The 18,772-nt window shown below is 72.5% G+C and carries 15 protein-coding genes; 9 read left to right on the top strand and 6 right to left on the bottom strand.

Annotation, left to right across the window (positions count from 1 at the left end; all coding sequences use genetic code 11):
* Positions 1 to 21 precede the first annotated feature (21 nt).
* On the top strand, positions 22 to 1,446 hold the full coding sequence (locus GJ743_RS00880; protein ID WP_155050056.1) for an FAD-dependent oxidoreductase: 1,425 nt from the start codon (positions 22 to 24) through the stop codon (positions 1,444 to 1,446).
* Positions 1,447 to 1,731: 285 nt separating this feature from the next.
* Here the strand turns inward: GJ743_RS00880 and GJ743_RS00875 are convergent, their stop codons facing one another.
* Positions 1,732 to 2,403 (bottom strand): TetR/AcrR family transcriptional regulator, encoded by a 672-nt coding sequence (locus GJ743_RS00875; RefSeq protein WP_328288665.1) that lies wholly within the window; start codon positions 2,401 to 2,403, stop codon positions 1,732 to 1,734.
* A 71-nt stretch (positions 2,404 to 2,474) separates the two neighbouring features.
* Here GJ743_RS00875 and GJ743_RS00870 point away from each other — a divergent pair, with 71 nt between their 5' ends.
* Positions 2,475 to 3,425 (top strand): alpha/beta fold hydrolase, encoded by a 951-nt coding sequence (locus GJ743_RS00870; RefSeq protein WP_155050054.1) that lies wholly within the window; start codon positions 2,475 to 2,477, stop codon positions 3,423 to 3,425.
* A 23-nt stretch (positions 3,426 to 3,448) separates the two neighbouring features.
* On the opposite strand, the gene GJ743_RS00865 is transcribed toward GJ743_RS00870, so the two are convergent.
* Genes GJ743_RS00865 through GJ743_RS00855 form a run of 3 tightly spaced genes read right to left on the bottom strand, consistent with a single transcriptional unit; the run spans position 3,449 to position 6,271 of the window.
* On the bottom strand, positions 3,449 to 4,324 hold the full coding sequence (locus tag GJ743_RS00865) for a glycosyltransferase (protein ID WP_196216866.1): 876 nt from the start codon (positions 4,322 to 4,324) through the stop codon (positions 3,449 to 3,451).
* Positions 4,325 to 4,367: 43 nt separating this feature from the next.
* Entirely contained in the window at positions 4,368 to 5,546 is a 1,179-nt protein-coding gene (locus GJ743_RS20045; RefSeq protein ID WP_155050052.1) for a glycosyltransferase family 4 protein, read from the bottom strand.
* Positions 5,543 to 6,271 (bottom strand): arsenate reductase/protein-tyrosine-phosphatase family protein, encoded by a 729-nt coding sequence (locus tag GJ743_RS00855; protein ID WP_155050051.1) that lies wholly within the window; start codon positions 6,269 to 6,271, stop codon positions 5,543 to 5,545. Before GJ743_RS00855 ends, GJ743_RS20045 begins: the two co-directional genes overlap by 4 nt.
* A gap of 80 nt (positions 6,272 to 6,351) precedes the next feature.
* Between GJ743_RS00855 and GJ743_RS00850 the strand changes: the two genes are divergently transcribed.
* The gene (locus GJ743_RS00850) at positions 6,352 to 9,537 is read left to right on the top strand and encodes a glycosyltransferase (protein ID WP_155050050.1); all 3,186 of its coding nucleotides are present in this window, start codon (positions 6,352 to 6,354) and stop codon (positions 9,535 to 9,537) included.
* A 12-nt stretch (positions 9,538 to 9,549) separates the two neighbouring features.
* On the opposite strand, the gene GJ743_RS00845 is transcribed toward GJ743_RS00850, so the two are convergent.
* On the bottom strand, positions 9,550 to 10,587 hold the full coding sequence (locus GJ743_RS00845) for a glycosyltransferase family 4 protein (RefSeq protein WP_230386249.1): 1,038 nt from the start codon (positions 10,585 to 10,587) through the stop codon (positions 9,550 to 9,552).
* 163 nt (positions 10,588 to 10,750) lie between these two features.
* On the opposite strand from GJ743_RS00845, the gene GJ743_RS00840 reads away from it, so the two are divergent.
* Together GJ743_RS00840 and GJ743_RS00835 are read left to right on the top strand one after the other, a co-directional pair.
* Entirely contained in the window at positions 10,751 to 11,968 is a 1,218-nt protein-coding gene (locus GJ743_RS00840) for a glycosyltransferase (protein WP_155050049.1), read from the top strand.
* Positions 11,965 to 13,002, top strand: coding sequence for a glycosyltransferase family 4 protein (locus GJ743_RS00835; protein WP_196216865.1), 1,038 nt, complete (start codon positions 11,965 to 11,967; stop codon positions 13,000 to 13,002). Before GJ743_RS00840 ends, GJ743_RS00835 begins: the two co-directional genes overlap by 4 nt.
* Before the next feature lie 40 nt (positions 13,003 to 13,042).
* On the opposite strand, the gene GJ743_RS00830 is transcribed toward GJ743_RS00835, so the two are convergent.
* Positions 13,043 to 14,167 carry a glycosyltransferase gene (locus tag GJ743_RS00830; RefSeq protein WP_155050047.1) on the bottom strand — a complete coding sequence of 375 codons (1,125 nt, stop codon included), beginning with the start codon at positions 14,165 to 14,167 and terminating at the stop codon, positions 13,043 to 13,045.
* A gap of 101 nt (positions 14,168 to 14,268) precedes the next feature.
* Here GJ743_RS00830 and GJ743_RS00825 point away from each other — a divergent pair, with 101 nt between their 5' ends.
* The 4 genes from GJ743_RS00825 (at position 14,269) to GJ743_RS00810 (ending at position 18,761) form a co-directional block, all read left to right on the top strand.
* Positions 14,269 to 15,414: a glycosyltransferase gene (locus GJ743_RS00825; protein WP_155050046.1), complete on the top strand. Its 1,146-nt coding sequence runs from the start codon at positions 14,269 to 14,271 to the stop codon at positions 15,412 to 15,414.
* 33 nt (positions 15,415 to 15,447) lie between these two features.
* Positions 15,448 to 16,362, top strand: coding sequence for a glycosyltransferase family 2 protein (locus GJ743_RS00820; protein ID WP_196216864.1), 915 nt, complete (start codon positions 15,448 to 15,450; stop codon positions 16,360 to 16,362).
* 77 nt (positions 16,363 to 16,439) lie between these two features.
* Positions 16,440 to 17,609, top strand: coding sequence for a glycosyltransferase family 4 protein (locus GJ743_RS00815; RefSeq protein WP_196216863.1), 1,170 nt, complete (start codon positions 16,440 to 16,442; stop codon positions 17,607 to 17,609).
* 3 nt (positions 17,610 to 17,612) lie between these two features.
* Positions 17,613 to 18,761, top strand: coding sequence for a glycosyltransferase family 4 protein (locus GJ743_RS00810; protein WP_155050043.1), 1,149 nt, complete (start codon positions 17,613 to 17,615; stop codon positions 18,759 to 18,761).
* Positions 18,762 to 18,772: the final 11 nt, after the last annotated feature.

The following is an 18,772-nucleotide window of genomic DNA, read 5'->3' as shown; positions in this document are numbered from 1 at the left end:
CCTTCGAAAGGCCATGCCCTCATGACCCTCCACCTCCGTGTCGCGATCGTCGGCGCCGGCCCCGCCGGCATCTACGCGGGCAACATCCTGCGCCGCCAGGTCGACGAGGCCGGCGGGCAGGTCGCGATCGACCTGTTCGAGTCGCTGCCCGCGCCGTACGGCCTGATCCGCTACGGCGTCGCGCCCGACCACCCGCGCATCAAGGGCATCGTGAACTCGCTGCACGAGATGCTCGACGAGGGCACGATCCGCCTCATCGGCAACGTCGAGGTGGGTCGCGACGTCACGGTCGACGAGCTCCGCGAGCGCTACGACGCCGTGATCTTCGCCACGGGCGCGCTGAAGGACGCCCCCCTCGACATCCCCGGCATCGACCTGCCCGGCTCGTACGGCGCCGCCGACCTCGTCGCCTGGTACGACGGCCACCCCGACGTGCCGCGCGACTGGCCGCTCGAGGCCGAGTCGATCGCGGTCATCGGCAACGGCAACGTCGCGCTCGACGTGGCGCGCGTGCTCGCGAAGCACCCGGCCGACCTGCTCTCGACCGACATCCCCGCGAACGTGCACGCGGGCCTCCTCGCCTCGCCCGTCACCGACGTGCACGTCTTCGGACGCCGAGGCCCGTCGCAGGTGAAGTTCACGCCGATCGAGCTGCGCGAGCTCGGCGAGGTGCCCGACGTCGACATCGTGGTCTACGATGACGACTTCGACCGGGCCGAGGGCGACGAACACGCCGCGCACCTGCTCGCGACGAACAACCAGGTCAAGGTCATGACGCGCACCCTCAACGGATGGCGCAAGCCCTCCGACTGGGAGCCGACCGCGTCCCGTCGCCTGCACCTGCACTTCTTCCACTCGCCCGTCGAGGTGCTCGGCACCGACGCCGTGGAGGCGGTGCGCTTCGAGCGGACCCGCCCGGTCGGCGACGGCTCGGTCGCGGGCACGGGCGAGTTCGTCGAGGTACCTGTACAGGCCGTGTACCGCGCCGTCGGCTACGCGAGCTCGCCGATCGACGGCGTGCCGTTCGACGAGTCGGCCCGCGTCATCCCGAACGACGGCGGGCGGGTGACGGATGCCTCCGGCGCCCCCGTCGCCGGCGTCTACGCGACGGGCTGGATCAAGCGCGGCCCCGTCGGACTCATCGGCCACACCAAGGGAGACGCGCTCGAGACGATCACGAACCTGGTGGCGGATGCCTCGGCCGGCGCTCTCGCGGCACCCGGCGTCGCGCCGACGGTCGATGCGGCCGACGGCGACGAGGTGCTCGAGCTGCTCGAGGCCCGCGGCATCCGCTTCACGACCTGGGCCGGATGGCTCGCCCTCGACGCGCACGAGCGCTCGCTCGGTGAGGCATTCGAGGGCCCGGTCGCGCGCGAGCGCGTGAAGGTCGTGCCGCGCGACGAGCAGGTCGACCTCTCGCGCGACGGCGCGCTCGTCGCCGGCTGACCGCGACGGCCCCGCCGCACAGACGCGCCGGCCCGCGACCGGGTGTCCCGGAACGCAAGCGCCGCGCCGCGACCAGGTGTCCCGGAGCGCAAGCGCGCCCGTCGGCCGAGCCGTGGGCGGATGGGGCGATTCGCGCGGCCCTACGCCGGAGCCGCTCGGTTTCCGCTTCCGGTTGGCGGTGGAAAGGTGAACCGCGAATACCTTTCCACCGCCATCGCGCAGAGAAGGCATCCCGCGCCCGCACTACATCACTGCGCGATCGGCAGGGCGACGCAGGTGCCGGCGTCAGGCGTCGGAGGCGGCGGCGAAGACGTCGACCGAGGCCGGGTCGGCGCCCGCGGCACGGAGGCGCGCGGCGATGCCGCGACGGGCGCGCGCGTACGAGGCGTTCGAGCCGCGCATGACCGAGTCGCGGTTGGCGAGGTCGAGGAGCGCGTTGAACTCGAACGCGAGCTGGTCGGGGTCGTCGAGCGCGGGCAGCTCTCCGAGCGAGCGCGCGTGGGCGAGAGAGGCCGCGAGGTAACCGCTCCAGTCGGCGAGGGCCCGATCGAGGGCGTCGTGCACCGGCCCGGGCTTGGCGTCGAAGTCGGCGGCCGCCTCGGCGAAGAAGCATCCGCCGGGGAACACGCGCCCGCGCGAGTACGCGATCCAGCGGTCGGCCAGCGCGAGCACCCGGCCGAGTCCACGGGGAAGCTCCCGCGCGGGCTCGACGACCGTCTCGACGAAGCGCAGACGCGCGGCCTCGACGGTCGCGAGCTGCAGGCGCTCCTTGCTGCCGAACAGCGTCGCGACGCCGCTCTTCGAGACCGACGCGGCGTCGGCGATGCGGGCGATCGAGAGCTGGTCGAGCCCTTCGACGGAGGCGAGGTCGACGGCCGCGGCGAGCACCTGGCGACGCGACGCGTCGCCCCTGGCGCGTCGGCCGTCGGCGACGTCGATCGAGATTCCCGTGCTCACCCTCTCGATTTTACGCACGAACGTTCGTATACTCAACGTACGACCGTTCGTATTCATTGATCGGAGTCATCGTGACCACCATCACCGAGGCCGCCACCACCGCCGCGCTCCTGAGCCGCGTCGCCGCCATCCGCGCCGCCGAGTTCGCCTCCCCCGAGGCATCCGCCGCCCTCGCCCTGCCGCTCTTCATGCGCGTCGGCGGCCGCCTTCCGGTCCGTCCCGCCGACCGTGCCGTCCACGAGTCGGCGAAGCGCGGCACGGTCCGCGTGCGCGGGCGCGACCTCGCGACCTACGCATGGGGCAGCGGGCCCGACACGATCCTGCTGGTGCACGGATGGCGCGGCCGCGCCTCGCAGTTCGCGCCGATCGTGCGCGAGCTACGTGCAGAGGGCTTCCGCCTCCTCGCGTTCGAGGCGCCCGCCAACGGCGAGTCGCCTGGCCGGCGCACCGACATCCGCGACTGGCTGGCCGCGATCGACGCGCTCCAGGCCCGCGAGGGTCGCTTCCACACGATCATCGGTCACTCGTTCGGCGCCATGGCGGCGCGAGCGGCGATCGTCGACGGCATCACCGCCGGTGGGCTGGTCGCCGTCGCCGGACCCTCCCGCGCCCGATTCCTCGTCGACGCCTTCGCGCAGCGCGTCGGCGTCGGCCCCACCACCGCCGATGCGCTCGCCGCGCGCTTCGCGCGACGCATCCTGCCCGACCTGACCGACCCGTGGCCGCGCTTCGACGGCGCCGCGTACCCGCTGCCCGAGCGGGTGCCGCTGCTCGTCGTGCACGACCGCGCCGACCGCGAGGTGCCCGCGAGCGAGGGCATCCGCCTGCACGACGCGCACGGCGCGCGCTCGCGGCTCGTCCTCACCGGCGGCGCCGGACACAACCGTGTGCTCGGGGCGGATGCCACGCTCGACGCGGTCACGGCGTTCGTGACGGGTGGGACGGAAGGGCTCGATCGACTCGCGCTTGACCTCCGTAGCGCGGCCGTTACGGGTGCGGGTGCCGGTGCGGGTGCGGCCTGAGGGTCTCCGCCATCACCGATCGGTCAGAGCATGAACACGCGGAACCGGATCGAGCCGGCGATCCGCCCCGCACGTCGCGCCGCTCGACCGACCCAGTCCCGGCGTCCATCGACCGACCAGATCGAGAACGGGGCCATCGCGACCAAGCCGAGTACGCGCACGATCCCTCCGAACGTGGACGAACGCGGGACGCCATGCTCGCGGAAGAGCACGTAGAGCTGGACCGAGCCGATGCCCCATCGGTACTGCTGGCTCCAGAGTTCGCGAAGGGACGTCCGCATCCGATAGCTGACGTGCGCCCGGTCGACGCGGACGAGCGGGTGACCGAGCAGTTGCACGTCCCAGCAGAACGCCGTGTCCATGCCCGCGAGCATGGACTCGCGGAACCCGCCGACCTCGTGCCAGACGTTCGCACTGACGCCGAGGTTGTTGGTGGCGGCCGCGTCGAGGAAGCCCTTCGACGGCAGGATCGCCGACCACCGGGTGGTCCGTCCCATCCCGGACTGCGAGTCGGATGCGGTCTCGTGCACCGGGGTGGACACTCCGGCGATGAACGAGTGCTCGGCGGCCGCGGCGGCCATCGCCGCCAGCCACCCCGGCTCGGCGACGTCGTCGGCATCGAGGAACAGCAGGTAGTCGCCCGACGCGATCTCGGCGGCCACGTTCCTGGCATGGCTGGCGCCCGGTACCGACGAGGCGTCGACCACCCGCAGTCCTGGGAGCCGGTCGCGCCATTGCTCCGCCCGGGAGACGGTATCGTCCCGCGAGCCGTTGTCGGCGACGATCACCTCCCATCGACCCTGCCAGTTCTGTGCCGCCAGGGCCTCGAGCTGGGTGCCGATGGTCGCCCCCGCGTCTCGTGCGGGGATGATCACGGAGAGGTAGGGGGGCTCGGGCACCCGCTCATCGTAGGCGTCGGCGTCGACACCGCTCCAGAGCCACTCAGGGAACGGGCCTCCCCGGCGCCGCGAGCACGCGGTCGTACACCTCGAGGTGGGCCCGCGCGACCGCGAGGTCGTCGAGCAGGCCCGGAGTGGCCGCGGCCGCGCCGGAGAGGCGGGCGCGGAGCGCGGGGTCTTCGTCGAGCCGCGTGAACACGGCGGCGAGCGCGTCCACGTCGCGCGGCGGCACGAGCAGTCCGTTCTCGCCATCGGCGACCCACTCGGTCGGCCCGCCCTCGTCGGCCGCGATGACGACGCGACCGGCGGCGAGGTACTGCAGCACGTTCTGGCCGAGCGGCTCGGCGCGCGTGGAGTACTGCACGGCGACGTCCCAGCTGTCGAGCAGCCTCGGCACGTCGTCGACGTGCCCGAGCAGGTCGACCTGCGCGCCGATGCCGAGCTCGTCGGCCCGGCTTCGCAGCGACTCGAGGTACGCCTCGTGCCCGAATGGCGCGCCACCGGCGAACTGCAGGCGGATGTCACGACCGGCGAACGCGCGAGCGAACGCCTCGAGGAGCTCGGCCTGGCCCTTCCACGGATCGATGCGGGCGAGCATGCCGACGGTGCGCAGCGGCTCGTCGGCGCTGAGGCGCAGCGCCGCACCGACCGTGAGTCCTGACGCACTCGGCACGACCTCGGCGATCGCGTCGGGCCGGAGGTACGGCCGCGCCGAGGCCAGCGTGGCTCCCGAGTTCGCGAGGACGCCATCGGCGCGCGGCAGCACGACTCGGGTCATGAGGGCATGCCCGGCGCCGCCGAGTGCCTCGGGCTCGACGAGGTCGCGCAGGTGCACGACGAACGGCGTCCGGGAGAGCCGCGCGACGAGCGCGCCGTAGGCCGCCGCGCGCGCGGTGTTCGCGTCGACGAGATCGGCGGTCCGGAACGCCGCGGACGTGCGGACGGCGATCGCCTGCACCGCGAGACGCGCCGCGAACCCGAGTAGGGCGAGCGGGCCCCCCGAGCTCGCGCCCGCAGGCTGCCGGACGCCGACGGCCCGCCGCGGCACTCCAGGCGGCATCGCGTCCCACACGCTCGGGCCGGAGGCGAGCGGGGGCGTCTGCAGTATGGCTGTCCAGTCGGGTCGGGCCTGGAGCATCCGCACGAGCGCCAGCTCGGCCCCGCCGGCCGCATCGGTGTGGTCGAGGTGCAGCACGCGCAGCCGTCGCTCCTGCGCGCTCACGTGGTGCGCCTGCCGAACCAGCGGCGACGGCGTTCGGTCGGCGGCGCCCCGGCGGCTCCGCCGCCCGGTGCCTCGCGCCGCTCGAGGCCCTCGAACGGGAACGCGTCCGGGTCCGCGACCGTCGCCAGCACCGCGTCGACCTCGGCCTCCGGCATCCCGAACAGCGACGCGGCGATGGCGGTCAACGGCGGCACCTCCTCGCGGGCCATGTCGCGGTAGGCGTCGTCGTCGCGTCCCTGGGGGTCGGTGATGTCGCCGTCGTTGGCCGCACCCAGCTCGCGGCGGCGACTGTAAGCGGCGATCCGGTCGCGGAGTTCGTCGGCCGATGCCGGTGCCGGTGCCGGACCCAGTCGTGCGGCGATTCCACCCGCTTCGCGAATAGTGAACGTCGACCGCAGCATCGACGGCACGATGCCGAGCACGCCGTCGCGGTGGACGACGTCCGCCGCGAGCACCAGGTCGGCGCGCCGGATCGTGCGCTCGTCGACCTGGGCGGCGCGATGCGACCGCCCGTCGGCGCCGAGCCGCTCGGCGATCACGCGCGTGCGGCTGCGCATGGGCCGGCCCGCTGGCGCCGCGAGACCGGCGCTCGAGACCACGACGCGGGCCGCGACATCCGTCGGCAGGTACCAGTCGGCCCAGGTGCGGAGGAGTGCGGCGGCGAGGGCCGAGCGATTGATGTTGCCGGTGCAGACCACGAGCACGCGGAACTCGTCGGAATCCATGCGCGATCACCCCCGGCTCGCCACGACCGGGGAGCGGGGCCCCGGATAAGGTTTCTGCAAAGGATTCTAGAGGGGGTGCGGTGCGCGTACTCAGGGTCTCGCACAGTGCCGTCGTCGACGAGTGGCGCGGTCGCGAGCGTGCGCTCACCGCGCTCGGCGTCGACGTCGAGCTGTGCTGCGCCCGTCGGTGGCACGCCGGCGGCGCTCCCGTGACGCTGCAGGCCCGCCCCGACGAGCGAGTGCGCGGCGTGCGCACGCTGGGGCGGCATCCGGCGCTCTTCCTCTACGACCCGATCCCGCTCTGGCGCGCCCTCGGCGGGGACTTCGACGTCATCGACGTGCACGAGGAACCCTTCGCGCTCGCGACCGCCGAGATCCTGCTCCTGCGCGCGCTGCGCAAGCGGGCCCGTCGCACGCCTGTGGTGCTCTACACCGCGCAGAACCTCCGCAAGCGCTACCCGATCCCGTTCCGCTGGCTCGAGCGGCGGGCGCTCCGCGCCGCCTCGGGCGTCTCGGCCTGCAACTCGGAGGCGGCGCGCATCGCGGAGGACAAGGGCTTCGTCGGCCGTGCGCGCGTGATCCCGCTGGGCGTCGACCTCGAGCGGTTCCGTCCGGCGGATGCTCCAGGGCCGGCGGATGCCGCGACCGCACCCGGCGGTCGAGTAGGCGCGCCAGCGCCGTATCGAGACCCCGCCCCGCCGATCACCGTGGGCTTCATCGGCCGGCTCGTGCCGGAGAAGGGCCTGCTCCTGCTGCTCGACGCGCTCGCGCGCGAGCCCCGCCTGCGCCTGCGCGTCGCCGGAACTGGCCCGCTGGCCTCCGAGCTGCCCGAACGCGCGGCATCCGCAGGCGTCTCGGACCGCGTCGAGCTCGTCGGCGCCGTCGACCCGGCCGACATCCCCGAGGTCCTGCGCTCGTTCGACGTGCTCGCCGTGCCCTCGCTGCCGACGCCGTCGTGGACGGAGCAGTTCGGCCGGGTCGCCATCGAGGCGATGGCCTGCGGCGTGCCGGTCGTCGCGAGCGACGCGGGCGCTCTCCCCGACGTGGTCGGCGGCGCCGGGATCGTCGTGCCGACCGGCGACGCGGCCGCCCTCGCCGAAGCGCTCGTCGAGGCATCCGGCTCGCGCGCCGCGGCGCTGCGAGAGGCCGGCTTCGCACGTGCAGAGGAGTGCAGCTGGGGCGCGGTCGGCCGCGACTACCTCGACCTGTACCGTTCGATCGTGCACGAGGCATCCGTCGCCCCGGAACCGACGCCCACGCTCGAGGTCATCGTCGTCGCCTACGGTTCGCCCGAGCTGCTGCGTCGCGCGCTCGAGCCGGTCGCGGGCCTTCCGGTCACGGTCGTCGACAACTCGTCGCTGCCCGCGATCCGCGAGCTCTGCGACGAGCTCGGCGTGCGCTACCTCGATCCCGGCCGCAACGGCGGCTTCGCGGCCGGCGTGAACCACGGGCTCGCGAACCGGATCGCGCCCGGCGCCGACGTGCTGCTGCTGAACCCCGACGCCGAGATCTCGGTGGACGACGTCGCACGGCTGCACCGCGCGCTGCGCGCGCGCCCCGACCTCGCGAGCGTCGGGCCCGCCCAGGTCGATGACGAGGGCCGCGAGGCGCGCGTCGAGTGGTGGCTGCCGTCGCCGTCGGGTACGTGGCTCGAAGCACTCGGACTCGCGCGGCTCCGCCGCGACCCGTCGTACGTGATCGGCTCGGTCATGCTGCTCCGTGCCGAGGCCCTCGAGCAGGTGGGATGGTTCGACGAGCAGTACTTCCTCTACGCCGAGGAGGCCGACTGGGCCTACCGCGCGCACCGGCTCGGATGGCGGCACGCGGTCGTGCCCGAGGCGCGCGCGGTGCACGTCGGCGCGGGGACGGGCGGCGATCCGCGCCGGCGCGAGGCGCACTTCCACGCCTCGCAGGAGCGGTTCCTCCGCAAGCACTTCGGCACGGCCGGATGGCAGTGGGCGCGAGCCGGACAGTGGCTCGGCGCGACGGTGCGTTCGATCGTGCTCCCCGGCGAGCGCGGCCGAGCCGCGCGGCGGCGGGCGGCGCTCTACCGGCTCGGTCCGGTGCGGGTAGAGGCGCGATTCCGGCGAGCGGATGCCTCGGGCAGCGAGTCCGCCGCGACCGTGCGCAGGATCGCGCTCGTCACGTCGTCGTACGCCCCGCATTTCGGTGGCGTCGAGGAGCACGTCCGCCAAGTCGCGCACGAACTCTCGCAGCGGCCCGACACCGTGGTCGAGGTGTGGTCGGTCGACCGGGGCGAGCATCTCGGGACTCGCGACGTCGACGGCGTCGTCGTGCGACACCTGCCGACGCCGTTGCCGGCCCGCAACCTCCGCTCGTTGCTGTCCCTTGTTCGCACCGTGCCCTCGGCCTGGCTCGCGTGGTCGCGGGCCCGGCGGTCGTTCCGGCCCGAGCTGCTCCACGTCCACTGCTTCGGGCCGAACGGCGTCTACGGGCTCGTGCTCGGTCGACTCTGGCGACTGCCGATCGCCGTGACCTCGCACGGCGAGACCTCGGCCGACGATCGGGGCGCGTTCGCGCGGTCCGCCCTGCTTCGGCGTGCGCTTCGCGCCGCGATCGCGCGCGCGCGGTTCGTCACCGCACCATCGGAGTGGGTGCTCGACGAGCTGCGCACGTCGTACGGTCTGGTCGGCGGCAGCGTGGTGCCGAACGGGGTCGCGACGACCGTCGGACGCCCCGACCCGGCGCACCGGCTCAGCGCCCTCGACGACCCCCGGGCGTACTTCGCCGCGGTCGGCCGCCTCGGCCCCCTGAAGGGCTTCGACCTGCTGCTCGACGCCTTCGCCGATGCCGGACTCCCCGACGACACGCGACTCCTCATCGGCGGCGACGGGCCCGAGCGCGGCACGATCGAGCGACGGATCACCGACCTCGGCCTCGAAGGGCGTGCCGAACTCCTCGGCCGCCTCGACCCCGCGCAGGTCGATGACGTGATGCAGCGGTCGATCGCGGTCGCGGTTCCAAGTCGACTCGAGCCGTTCGGCATCGTCGCCCTCGAGGCCTGGCGCGCCCGTGCCGCCCTCATCATGACCAACCGCGGGGGAGGTCCGGAGTTCGTGCACGACGGCGTCGACGGGCTCCTCGTCGACCCCCTCGACCGCGACGCCCTCGCGGACGCCCTGCGCCGGATCCACGACGATGCCGAACTCCGAACGCGGCTCGCGCGCACGGGTCATGCCCGAGTGCCCGAGTTCAGTTGGCCGGGCGTCGCGGCGGCGTATCGCGCGCGCTACGAGCACGCGTGACCTCGACGCCGATCAGGCGAGCGAGCGCCACACCTCCGCATGCCCGCGCGCTGAAGCGTCCCACGTGAACCCGGCGGCCCGCGATCGCCCGGCAGCCACGAGCGCGGCGATCGCCGGGTCGTCGCGGGTGACCGAGAGGAGCCCGTCGGCGACGCCCCGTCCTGTCGGTTCGACGAGCAGGGCGGCGTCGCCGGCGACCTCTGGGAGACTGCTCGTGCGCGCGGCGACCACGGGCACGTTGGCGGCCATGGCCTCGAGGACGGGCAGCCCGAACCCCTCGTAGAGCGAGGGGACGACGACGGCCGCCGCCCCTGCGACGAGCCCCGGGACGATGCCGTCGGCGACGCGGCCCAGCAGCCGCGTGCCGGGCATGCCCTCGAAGAGCGCAGTGCGCCTCGGATGAGGCGGCCCGCTGAGCACGAGCACGAGGTCCGGGCGCTCCCGATGCACGATCGGCCACGCCTCGGCGAGCGCCGGCAGGTTCTTGCGGCTCGACGCGCCGCCGGCGTGCAGCACGTAGCGCTCGGGCAGCCGCAGCTCCGCCCGCTGGGCCTCGCTCAGGGGGGCGGCGTCGAAGAAGGCCTCGTCGATGCCGTTGTGCACGACGCGCGGGTCGCGGATGCCGAGGAACTCGACGGCCTCGTTCGCGCTGAACTCCGACACGCAGATGACGGCGTCCGCTCGACGCGCCTCCTCGGCAGCTGCCGCGACCGGCGGCGACTCGTCGGGGAACCTCCACGCGACGACGTCGTGGAGGGTGATGACGTCGCCGTCGGGCGCCGGCGGCAGTTCGAGGTTCATCCGGTGGGTGAGCGTGTCGCCGGGGTACAGCAGGCGGCCCAGCTGCCGGCGAACCCCCGACGACGCTCTCGTGACGGCGCCGAACGGCAGGCGGCGATTGCCGGGGAGGGAGGAGTTCATCGAGCGGAACACCGCCCTGCGGACCGCCCAGCCGTCGCCGAGGACGCCCGCTGCGCGCTCGGCGATGCGCGCCTCGTAGACCGACGCGCCCATCGGCGCCGCGGTCGCGACGGTTGCGATGGTGAGCAACGCCGGAGCCCGGCGGGACCGATCGCCAGCGTTGTCCTGCACGAGAACCGAGCATACGGGCTGGGTTCGACGCGCTGGGCCGCCGTCAGGTCGGTCGGGATAGGGTTGCTGCTGAGTTCCGGCGGGCCGGGGCGCCGCACGGCCGTGAAGCGCAGGGAGAGACGTGGGTGCAGCATCCGAGGCGTCGAACGCCTCCGAACTGCCGGAAGCGCTGCCCGCCGACGCGATCCACTCCGATGCCGCGGCGACGAACGCGCTGCACATCGTGCAGATCGCACCGGCCATCACGCGCGGGAGCGGTGTCGAGGGAGTGGCGTTCAACCTCGAACGCGAGTTCCGCGCCAGGGGCGCAACCGTCGAGCGCTTCACCGCCGCGACGGCGGGTCGGGCCCCTCGCGATCGCCGGAGGTCGGCGATCGGCACCCACCTCGAGCGGGCACGGAACGTGATCTGGTTCAGCACGGTCGGCACCGCCAGGGCGAAGCGCTTCCTCGCCGAACGACCGGGCGCCGTCAGCATCTGCCACAACGACGTGCTCGCCGGCGACGTCTACGTGAACCACGGCCTGCTCCAGGTCGCCATGCGCGCTCGCGGGAACTACTTCTGGCGGATGGTGCGAAATCCCGTGCACCTGTTCACCACGGCTCGCGACCGCATGCGGTACCGCGGGAGCGCCCACCGCGCCGTGATCGCCCTCACGGAGCACGAGGCGGAGCTGCTCGTGTCGACCTACGGCCGGGTGCGTCCACCCATCCGGGTGATCCCGAACGGGGTCGACACGGAGATGTTCAGTCCGGCCACGTCGGCGGAGCGATCCGCCGCGCGCGCCGAGATCGGCCTGCCCGACCATCTCATGCTCGCGGTGTTCGTGGGCCACGAGTTCGAGCGGAAGGGCCTGCCACTCGTGATGGAGGCGCTCGTCGGTGCCCCCGGAGTCGGCCTCATCGTGGTCGGCGGTACGCCCGCGATGATCCGGCAGGCGGAAGAGGTCGCTCGCCGTCACGGAGTGGCCGAACGGGTCGCCTTCGTCGGGCGCCGATCAGACGTCGTGCCCTACTATCACGCCGCCGACGTGTTCGTCCTGCCGAGCCATTACGAGTCGAGCGGGCTCGTCTTCCTCGAGGCGCTCGCCTGCGGGCTCCCCGTCGTCGCGACGCGGGTGGGGTTCGCGCCTGAGCTGGTCGTCGACGGCGAGAACGGGCACCTCGTCGACCTCGACCCCGCGCAGATCGGCGCACGCCTGCACGACCTCTCGCAGCGCGATCTCTCCGAATGGCACGACCGATCACGTCGCACGGCCGAGGAACACGGATGGCCGGCGATCGCCGACCGCTACCTCGAACTGCTTTCGGACCTTCGCCAGCAGCGGCGGACCCGGTGAGCGCGTCGTTGCGCATCCTGCACGCGATCCGTTCCGACGGGTACTCGGGCGTCGAGCGCTTCGTCCTCCGCCTCGCACGCCAGCAGCGCACGGACGGGCACGAGGTCACGGTGATCGGTGGCGCCGTCGAGCCGATGCGCGAGTCGCTCGATCCGATCGGGGTGCCCCACGCCGCCGCGACCCGCACGCAGGACGTCGCGCGCGCGGTTCGCCGGCTCGCGTCGGGATTCGACGTCGTCAACACGCACATGACGGCCGCCGAACTCGGTGTCGCTGCCGGTCTCGCGGGTCGTGCCCGACGCCCGTCCGTGGTCGCGACCCGCCACTTCGCGAAGCCGCACGGGCGCGTCGGCCCGGTTCCCGTCAGCCTGCTCGTGCGGCCGTTCGTCGACGCGCAGATCTCGATCAGCCGCGCGGTCGCGGCGGCGATCGACGGGGACAGCACCGTGGTGCACTCCGGCGTCGAGACGCGACCGATCCGCGACGGGTCGCTTCGAGGGCGCACCGTGCTCATGGCACAGCGGTTGCAGCCGGAGAAGCACGGGCACGTCGGCATCCGCGCCTTCGCCGCCGCAGGACTGGCGCGCGCCGGGTGGGACCTGGAGATCGCGGGGCAGGGCCCCGAGCAGGCCGCACTCGAGGCATTGGCGGACGAGCTGGGCATCGGGCACGCGGTGCGATTCCTCGGCTACCGCGCCGACCTGCCCGACGTCATGGATCGCGCCGGGCTGCTCATCGCGCCGTGCCCGATCGAAGGCCTCGGCCTCACGGTGATCGAGGCGATGGCGGGCGGACTCCCGGTCGTCGCGGCGGGCGCCGCGGGTCACCTCGACGTCTTCGAGGGGCTCGAGGAGCGCTGCCTGTTCGCAGCCGACGACGACGCCGACGCCGGACGGATGCTCCGGCACCTCGCTGACGACGCCGAGTCCCGGGCGGCCCTCGGCGTCGACGTGCGGTCGGCACAGCAGCAGCGCTTCTCGTTGGCCGCCCAGGCCGCGGGTACGGAACGGGTGTATCGCAGCGTGTTGCGCTGAGTCGACCGCGGCCCTTCGCGGGCTCCGGGGCGAACGGGCCTCAACGATCCCGCTCGGCAGCGACCTGCGCGGCGAGTTCGAGGTAGCGGCGGGCGACGTCGGCCCAGGTCCATCCGGCGACGCTCGCACGCGCACGCTCACGCCACGGGGCGAGGTCCTCGCCCGCGAGCTGCTCCAACCGGCGGGCGATCTCGGCGGCGTCGTGTCCGACGAGGAATCCGTTCTCGCCGTCGCGCACGAGTTCGGCGGCCACGCCGACCGAGGTCGCCACGACGGGGAGCCCGCACGCGAGCGCCTCGAGGAAGACGAGTCCGCTGGACTCGTAGTGGCTGGGCAGCACGAACATATCTGCCGCCGAGAGGAACGGCCGCACCTCGCCGCGCTGACCCACGAAGAGGACGCGATCGGCGACCCCCAGACGCTCGGCGTCCGCTTTCGCCCGTTCGAGGAGCCGTGCGTTCCCGCCGACGACCATGAGCAGGACGGTCGGTGCCGACGCCATCGCCTCGAGCACGATCGGCAGGCCCTTGCGGTCGAACTCGTGGCCCACGAAGACCGCGACCCGGTGCTCGTCGTCGAGCTGGAACCGTTCCCGCGCCTCGCGACGCTCGACATCGGTGGGGGGCCGGAACCGCTCGAGGTCCACGCCGTTGGGGATCACGGTGATCGGAGGCCGCACCCGGCCGTAGGTCCGTTTCAGCACGTCGATCTCGGCGTCGCTCAGCACCACGACGCGGCGGTGGATGTCCGAGCGATAGCGGATCACGTCCCGAACGTGCGTGAAGATGTGCGTCGGATCGCGGAGGAAGCGCAGGGTCGAGTTTCCGCGGGCGCGCATCGCGGCCAGCAGCACCCCGTGGTTGACGTAGACGTCGCCGACCATCGCGTTGTTATGGCAGATGGAGACCGCATCTGGCCGCTCGGCGAGGAAGGCCTTCGCACGGCGGGTACCGATGACGCTGAACCAGATCATGCGCTGCGCCTGCGCGATGCGCGCGGTGCGCCATCCGCGGACCCGGACCTGACGCAACCCACGCGTCGCCGACGCCAGCGTGAAGTTCTCCACTTCCGCCCCGAGCGCCCGGAACTCGCGATCCAGGTTCCATGCGACGCCGGCGACTCCGCTTCCCGGGCCGATGAACGGCACGATCTGCACGATGCGCATCGGTCCTCCCGGCACCACGATATCCGGCGTCCCGGCCGCTCGCGGCGAGGCCTCACCCGTCGGCTACCCTGAATCGTCACCCCCTCCGCGGATGGAGCCGCATGCCCGATCTCATCGTCGTCTCGCTCGAGAGCTGGGATCAGGTCTGGCGGCGCAACCAGCACCTCGTCGCCGGACTCCTCGCACGCGATCCGGCGCTCCGCGTGCTGTTCGTCGAGCCGCCCGCTGACCCGACGCACGACCTCCGGTCGAAGCGCCGCCCACGCGTCGGAGCCGGGCTGGGCGAGATCGACGGCGTCGCACCGGGTCGCCTGCACCGGCTGCAACTGACGAAGCGGCTGCCTCGCCGGCTGGATCCCGGCGCCGACGACCGACTCGCTCGCGGCATCATGCGCGCGGCCGGACGTCTCGGCATGCGGCATCCGCTGCTCTGGATCAACGACCCGGGCATGGCCCTACTCGCCGAGCGGACCGGCTGGCCCACCCTCTACGACGTCACCGACGACTGGCTGGTCGCCGACCGCCCCGCCGCCGAGCTCGAGCGTCTCGCTGCGAGCGAGGCGACGCTCATGCGGCTCGCCGGCGAGGTCGTCGTCTGCTCGCCCGAACTGGCCCGGCGCAAGGCGTCGGTCCGAGAGGTGGCCCTCATCCCCAACGCGGTCGATGCGGCGGCGTACCGTCGGCCGATGCCGAGGCCGAGCGACCTGCCGGACGGCCCCGTCGCGCTCTACCTCGGCACCCTGCACCGCGATCGCCTCGACGTCGAGCTCTGCGCGTCGACGGCGCGTGCCATCCGGCCGGATGCCTCCCTCGTGCTCGTCGGCCCGGACGCCCTGACGCCGGTCGAGCGCGAGCAACTTCGTGCCGCAGGCGTGGTGCTGCTCGGACCACGACGGCGCGATCGGGTCGTCGGCTACCTGCAGCACGCGGACGTGCTGGTGGTGCCGCACGTCGTCACGACCTTCACCGACAGCCTCGACCCGATCAAGCTCTACGAGTACCAGGCGGTCGGGCGGCCCGTCGTCTCGACGGCGGTCGCCGGGTTCCGCGACGTCGACGATCCGCGCGTCACGGTCGCCGGCGGCATCGATTTCGTGGATGCCGTGGCTGCCGCCCTGCCCGCCCGGTGGCGCTTCCCGGATCGTGTGGACGGGCCGCTCACCGATTGGAGCGAGCGGGTCGACGCGATGGCGAGCGTGCTCCGGCGACTGGAGGGACCCGACGACCGCGCGATGTCACGACCCTAGACTGTGCGCATGTCGGACGGCAGTCCCCTCCTCGTGAGCGTCGTGATGGCCACGAACCGCGTCAGCGAGTACCTGGCCGAAGCACTCCATTCCGTGGTGACGCAACGACACCAACCGGTCGAGATGATCATCGTCGTCAACGGCCTGCCGGATGCAGAACCGGTCATGAAAGCAGTGCGCATGATCGTGCCGGAAGCGCTCGTGCTGAGCGTGCCTGAGTCGAACGTCTCCACCGCGCGCAACCTGGGCATCGCGCATGCGAAGGGCGAGTACGTCGCGTTCCTCGACGACGACGATCGCTGGGATCGAGATCGACTGGCATTGCAGACCGCCGCGCTCGAGGCGGCTCCGCACGCGGTGGCGGCCTACTGCGGGATGCGGGTCATCGACGAGGCAGGTTCGGTCCTCCTCGAAGCCGACCAGACCCAGGTCGATCGAACGGGCATCGCCCGTCGCACGACCGGCATCATCGCGCCGAACCTCCTCGTGCGTCGAGCATCTCTCGACAGGGTCGGGGGATTCCATCCTGCGTTCAGGCTGGCGCAGGACCTCGATCTCGTACTGCGTCTCGGCCAACTCGGCGAGTTCGCGTTCGTGCCACGCGGGCTCGTCGACTATCGTGCGCATCCGGGATCGGTCACCCGCCGACACCGTGAACTCGTCCGCGCCATCGAGCGGGTGCTGCTCCTGCATCGCGCCGCTGCCACCGAGCGAGGAGACGGCGAACTGGTCGAAGCGCTCTCCGAGAGCCTGCGCAAGAATCGGCGGTTCGCCTGGTGGCGAGCACTACGAAGCGCGAAGGCCGAGGTTCGTCGAGGAAAGCCTGGCGCGGCCGCACGCGAGATCGCCTGGGCGCTTCGCGTCGCGCCGACCGGACTGGTCGACGGCGCCCTCAGGCACGCCCGGCTGGGCGCGAGCACCGAGCGCCCCGGAGCGCCCGCGGGATGATCCGAGTGGCGGGATCGACGAGTGGCCTGCACTACTCTGGCCTCGGTGCTGGACGGACGCAGAGGGAGCGACACCACATGGCGGGCAAGCCGACGATCGTGTTCGTCAACAACAGCCGCGAGACGTTCACGCCCGTCGTGAGCGGCGCCATCGCGACGTGCGTGCTCAACGTGGGTCGCGTCGCGCTCGCGCAGGGATATGACTGCCCGGTCATCACCCGCAAGGCCATCGGCGTCGACGAGTACGAGTGGCCCGGGTTGCGGTTCGTGCGCGCCATCAAGTGGCCGTCACCGCTGCCGGCCAAGTTGCTACGGATCCGCCGCCGGCTGACCGGCTGGCGGGCGCCGGACCAGTGGGTCTACGCGCACGACGTGCTGGCCGAGCTCAAGCGGCTCCGCCCGCAGGTCGCGATCGTGAACAACGACCCGGAGGTCGCGGTCTTCCTCAGCCGACGCCTTCCGTCGGTGCAGGTCGTGCACTGGTTCCACAACCTGGAGATGTCGAGCGATCGGTTCCGTCGCCAGTACGCGCGCGACCGGCGGCTCCGTTCGGTCGCGGTCAGCGCGTATGTCGCGCGCGCGATCGAGCAGATCTACAAGCTGCGTCCGTTCACCGTATCGACGGTGCTCAACGGCGTCGACACCGAGCAGTTCGGCACCGAGCGGACCTCGCCGATCCCGACCGTGGGCTTCGTCGGGCGGCTCTCCGTCGAGAAGGCGCCTGACATCCTGGCGGATGCCTGCGTCCGAGTCGCAGAACGCGGTACGCGGTTCCGCCTTCAGATCGTCGGCGACACGAACTTCGGATTCTCGGCGGGCAACCCGTTCTACGACCGGCTGAACGCACGCATCGCCGATCTCGAGCAGCAGGGCATCGAGGTGGTGCGCACCGGGCACCTGGATCGCACCCGGATCGCCGGCGCGCTCGCGGCGAGCGACATCCACGTCACGCCGTCGCGCTGGGACGAGCCCTGCGCGCTGACGATCCTGGAGGGCCTCGCCAGCGGCCAGGCGGTGGTCGGCAGCGCCACCGGCGGGACGCCCGAACTGATCTCGGACGCCGGACTCCTCTTCCCCCGCGATGACGCGGGAGCGCTCGCCGATGTCCTCGACGGACTCATCCGCGACCCGGAGGCGAGGGCAGCATGGGGTGCACGCGCCCGCCGACGCGCGGAATCCCTCACGTGGGCGAGAACATGGGACGGCCTCGCGAGCGCCGCGGGTGTCCGCGAGACCGAGGCGGGCTGAGCCATGCACCTCGCATTCGTCCTTCCGCTCGGCGAGTACTACAGCGCCGAATGGGCCGGTGCCATCGCGACCATCACGCGGCACCTCGCGGGTGAGCTGCAGCGATCGGGGCATACGGTCACGATCATCGCGCCCGACGACGGCAACGAGGTCTTCCCGGAGGGGAACGTCCTCCGTCTCCGGCACGGCTCGGCGCACCCGATGCCGACGCTCCTTCGCAAGGCGAACACCGCCCACGCGCGCCTGAAGGGATGGACGTGGCACGACTACGGCCCGTACCTGCGGGGGGTGACGCGCGCGCTCCGCTCCATCCCGGATCCGATCGATGCCATCGTGGTGGCGAACGACCCGGGCACCGCCGACCGATTGGCCGATGCGGGCCTGTCGAAGCGTACCGTGCTCTGGTTGCACAACAGGCTCGAGGGCGCCGAGACCCGACCGTTCGCGTCGCTGTCGGACCGCGTCGCGGTCGTCGCCGTGAGCCAGGCGGTCGTCGACTGGACCAGCGAACGGTACCTTCCGTCCACGCCGATCACCGTGATCCACAGCGGAGTCGACCACGAACGGTTCCTCCCGCGGTCCGACTACCTCGAGGTCCGTGATCCGGTGCGGGTAATCACCCACGGACGCATCGATCCCAACAAGGGGCATGAGGTCGCGGCCGCCGCCGTGGCGCGACTGCGCCAGGCAGGGCTCCCGGTCGAGATCACCCTCATCGGCGCGGTGCGAACGTTCGGGTACAGCGCAGAGGATGCTGCCGCATACGCCGACAGCGTGCGCGACGCGATGGAGTCCGCCGATGGGACCATGCTCGGCTGGATGCCCCACGAGGAACTCGCCGAGCAGATCAGGCAGCACGATGTGGCCTGCGTCCTCTCGCGTGTCGACGAGCCGTTCCCCCTCACCAGCCTCGAGGCCATGGCTTCCGGCTGTGCGATCATCGCCGCTCGGAAGGGCGGCATTCCCGAGGGGGTCGGCAACGCCGGAGCGCTCGTCGACGCCGATGCACCTGATCAGGTCGCGGCCGTGCTCGAGGGTTGGGTGCGGGATCGCGGTCTGCTCACGTCGATGAAGCGCGCCGCCGCGGAACGAGCGGGCGAGTTCACTTGGTCGGCGACCGCCTCGGCGCTGCTCCGGATCCTCGACGACTAGGCGAAGGTCGC

Source organism: Agromyces bracchium (genome assembly GCF_009709675.1).
In the GTDB taxonomy this organism is placed as follows: domain Bacteria; phylum Actinomycetota; class Actinomycetes; order Actinomycetales; family Microbacteriaceae; genus Agromyces; species Agromyces bracchium.
This window is presented reverse-complemented; position numbering and strand designations above follow the sequence as displayed.